The following is a 3304-nucleotide window of genomic DNA, read 5'->3' as shown; positions in this document are numbered from 1 at the left end:
GCTACACCTGTGCGGGCTGGCAGGCCGCTATCGCAGGCAAGCCAGCTCCCACATTGGATTTGTGATGGGCTTAGGGTTGTTGCTTACGCCCCGCCATATGCTTCAAGTACCCCACCAGCAAATCCAACTCGCCATCGGGCAGCACACTGGCGTTAAACGCCGGCATCTTCGCCTGTGGCCAATGCCGCAAGCTCTGCGGGTCGCGGATGTAACGCTTGAGGAAATCCCCGCTGAAATACTCGGTGGGGTTGTAGGGAATATTCAAGTCCGGCCCCACCTGCGCATCGCCGGCGCCATTGAGCCGATGACACGCCAGGCAATTCTTCTGAAACAGCGCAAAGCCCTGGTTGACCGGGTCATTCGCCGCCAACTTCGGGTCAGGCAACAAGGCCGGAAAACGCTCAGCCACCGTCTTCAATTGCTTGATCTCGGACACCTGGAACGGCCACTGTTCAGGGCTGATATGCCCGGCTTGCGGGTCGGTCCATACCAGATAAAACGGCCCGGCACTCGGTTTACCGTCTGCCAGTGCAGGCCACGGCTGGGCCGGGTCTTCCACTGCCAGCCAGGCGCGGGCACCGTGTTTCTCCAGAAGCGGCGCGGCTGTCAGTTCTGCGGCGAACCCATCCAGGGCCACGGCTTGCAGATGGTTCGCAGGCGTGAGACCCGGTAGCAGAGAGGCCAGCGGCACGGCGCGATAGGTCATAGTGCGCTTGTAGGAAACGTCATCGACGATCTGCACCGTCTGCGCATCCGGGTGCTTGAGCAGCTCAGCGGTCTGCCAGGTCTTGCGGGTGTGGTCGAGTTCGATGGTCAATTGCGCGGCCGTTGCCGGCAGGGCCAACAGCAAAGCGAGGAAGGCAAGGATCGGTTTCAAGGGAGAGCCCGGTTCTAGGTGGCGGTGGCGCCCACAATACCGGAAAGCTGCGCGCAAAAAGACAGCCCCTGCAACAGGACCGCTATGCGCAATGTCCTGGCAGGTGCTGCCAAAAGCTGCAGTCCTGGTGCTGTGTGTGCACGGAATCTGGAGGCTGAATCGTCACCCGATAACCTTGGTTAAATTGGGCAGGATCAGAATCAGTGTGGTGGCGAACAGAATAAGTCCCGCCTGACGTACTTTCGAATGTTTAAACATGGCTGACTGCCTTTTGTTGTTATTCCTGAGCGTCAAATGCGTGCCGATAAATTTCAGTATCGCGATGTGACGTTGCACTTTTCTTACAACTGCCCCAGCAAAACCCGGCAGCAGCTTCCTACTGATTCAACCTTAGAGCCCTCGTTCTTCGCGGCTTAGATCCATTTCATATCAGCTAATCAGTATTTGCGCTAAAAACGGCATGAGGCTTAGTGCCATCTTGGCGCCAGCCCTAGGGCTAGACAGCTAAAACGATTAATCAGCGGTTTCCCATAGCTGCCTACCGTTCGTCCGAGCGAGGGGGTCAAAAGCAATGAGCGCATCGGTCATTGAAACCGTGTCAATCGGGCCTGAAGGTAGGCACACACGCACTGGCTGCTCGAGGATGTCATGACCCAAGCTTTGATCTTTGATGCGATACGTACGCCCCGTGGCAAAGGCAAGGCCGATGGTGCCCTGCACAGCGTCAAACCGGTCAACCTGGTGGCGGGCCTGCTGACGGCGCTGGCGCAACGCAGCGACCTCGACACGCGCCAGGTAGATGACATCGTCCTTGGCTGCGTCACCCCGGTGGGTGACCAGGGCGCCGACATTGCCAAGACCGCTGCACTGGTGGCCGACTGGGACGTCAGCGTTGCTGGCGTGCAGATCAACCGCTTCTGCGCCTCGGGCCTCGAAGCGGTGAACCTTGGCGCAATGAAAGTGCGCTCGGGCTTCGAAGACCTGGTGGTGGTCGGCGGTGTCGAGTCCATGTCCCGCGTGCCTATGGGCAGCGACGGCGGCGCCTGGGTGCTCGACCCGCAGACCAATCTGCACAGCCACTTCACGCCACAAGGCATTGGTGCGGACCTGATCGCTACACTCGAAGGCTTCACCCGCCAGGACGTCGACACCTTCGCCCTACAGTCCCAGCAGAAAGCGGCCAGGGCTCGTGCAGACGGTTCCTTCAACAAGTCGCTGATTGCGGTGCAGGATCAGAACGGCATCGTGCTGTTGGACCATGATGAATTTATCCGTGGTGACTCCACCCTCGAAGGCCTCGGCAAGCTCAAGCCAAGCTTCGAAATGATGGGGCAGATGGGGTTCGACGCCACCGCGCTGCGGGTCTACAGCCATGTGGAGCGTATCCACCATGTACACACGCCCGGCAACAGCTCCGGCATTGTCGACGGCGCTGCGTTGATGCTGATCGGCTCCGAGGCCAAGGGCCGTGAATTGGGCCTGCAACCACGGGCGCGCATCGTCGCTACGGCGGTGACCAGCACCGACCCGACCATCATGCTCACCGGCCCCGCACCGGCGACGCGCAAGGCGTTGGCCAAAGCCGGTCTGCGCGTTGAAGACATCGACCTGTTCGAAGTCAACGAAGCGTTTGCTTCTGTGGTTCTCAAGTTCATCAAAGACATGGGCATCGACGCCGCCCGAGTCAACGTCAACGGCGGCTCCATCGCCATGGGCCACCCGCTGGGCGCCACCGGCTGCGCGATCCTCGGCACCCTGCTCGACGAGCTGGAGGTGCGTCAGCAGCGCTACGGCCTGGCCACCCTGTGTGTCGGCGGTGGCATGGGCATCGCCACCATCATCGAACGCCTCTGAGCCCAAGGAATTTGTCATGACCGAAGCCATTCGTTACGAAAAAGGCCAGGACCAGATTGTGGTGCTGACCCTCGACATGCCCGGCCAGAGCGCCAACACCATGAACGGCGTGTACCGGGAGGCCATGGCGGCCATCGTCACACGCCTTGAGGCGGAAAAGGCCAACATCGCCGGCGTGGTTATCACCTCGGCGAAGAAGACTTTTTTCGCCGGTGGCGACCTCAATGAACTGATCAAAGTCGACAAAGCCCACGCCAAGGCTTTCTACGACAGCGTGCTGGTGTTGAAGGCGCAACTGCGCCGCCTGGAAACTCTCGGTAAACCGGTGGTGGCCGCGATCAATGGCGCAGCGCTGGGCGGCGGTTGGGAGATTTGCCTGGCGTGTCATTACCGCGTTGCGCTGGATGACAAATCTACTCAGCTTGGCCTGCCGGAAGTCACCCTGGGCCTGTTGCCGGGCGGCGGCGGGGTAGTGCGCATGGTGCGCATGCTGGGGCTGGAGAAGGCTTTGCCGTATTTGCTGGAAGGTAAAAAAGTGCGGCCGCAGCAGGCATTGCAGGCGTGGTGTATCAG

Annotated in this window: 3 protein-coding genes; 2 read left to right on the top strand and 1 reads right to left on the bottom strand. The window is 60.4% G+C overall.

The window, feature by feature from the left end:
* Positions 1-70: 70 nt before the first annotated feature.
* Complete coding sequence (locus FEM54_RS28410; protein WP_017138326.1) at positions 71-877, bottom strand: c-type cytochrome; 807 nt, start codon at positions 875-877, stop codon at positions 71-73.
* 648 nt (positions 878-1525) lie between these two features.
* On the opposite strand from FEM54_RS28410, the gene FEM54_RS28405 reads away from it, so the two are divergent.
* Together FEM54_RS28405 and FEM54_RS28400 are read left to right on the top strand one after the other, a co-directional pair.
* On the top strand, positions 1526-2731 hold the full coding sequence (locus FEM54_RS28405; protein WP_017138325.1) for an acetyl-CoA C-acetyltransferase: 1206 nt from the start codon (positions 1526-1528) through the stop codon (positions 2729-2731).
* Between the two features lie 16 nt (positions 2732-2747).
* Positions 2748-3304: enoyl-CoA hydratase-related protein (locus tag FEM54_RS28400; RefSeq protein ID WP_171045927.1), on the top strand; the 557-nt coding region annotated here is incomplete at its 3' end.

It is taken from the genome of Pseudomonas edaphica (genome assembly GCF_005863185.1).
Classification (GTDB): Bacteria; Pseudomonadota; Gammaproteobacteria; order Pseudomonadales; family Pseudomonadaceae; genus Aquipseudomonas; species Aquipseudomonas edaphica.
The sequence above is the reverse complement of the archived record's forward strand: the minus strand, read 5'-3'. Positions and strand labels throughout refer to the sequence as shown.

Excerpts from the sequence above, each read along its gene's own strand:
- FEM54_RS28405 (WP_017138325.1), top strand. The coding sequence starts at position 1,526 with ATGACCCAAGCTTTGATCTTTGATGCGATACGTACGCCCCGTGGCAAA.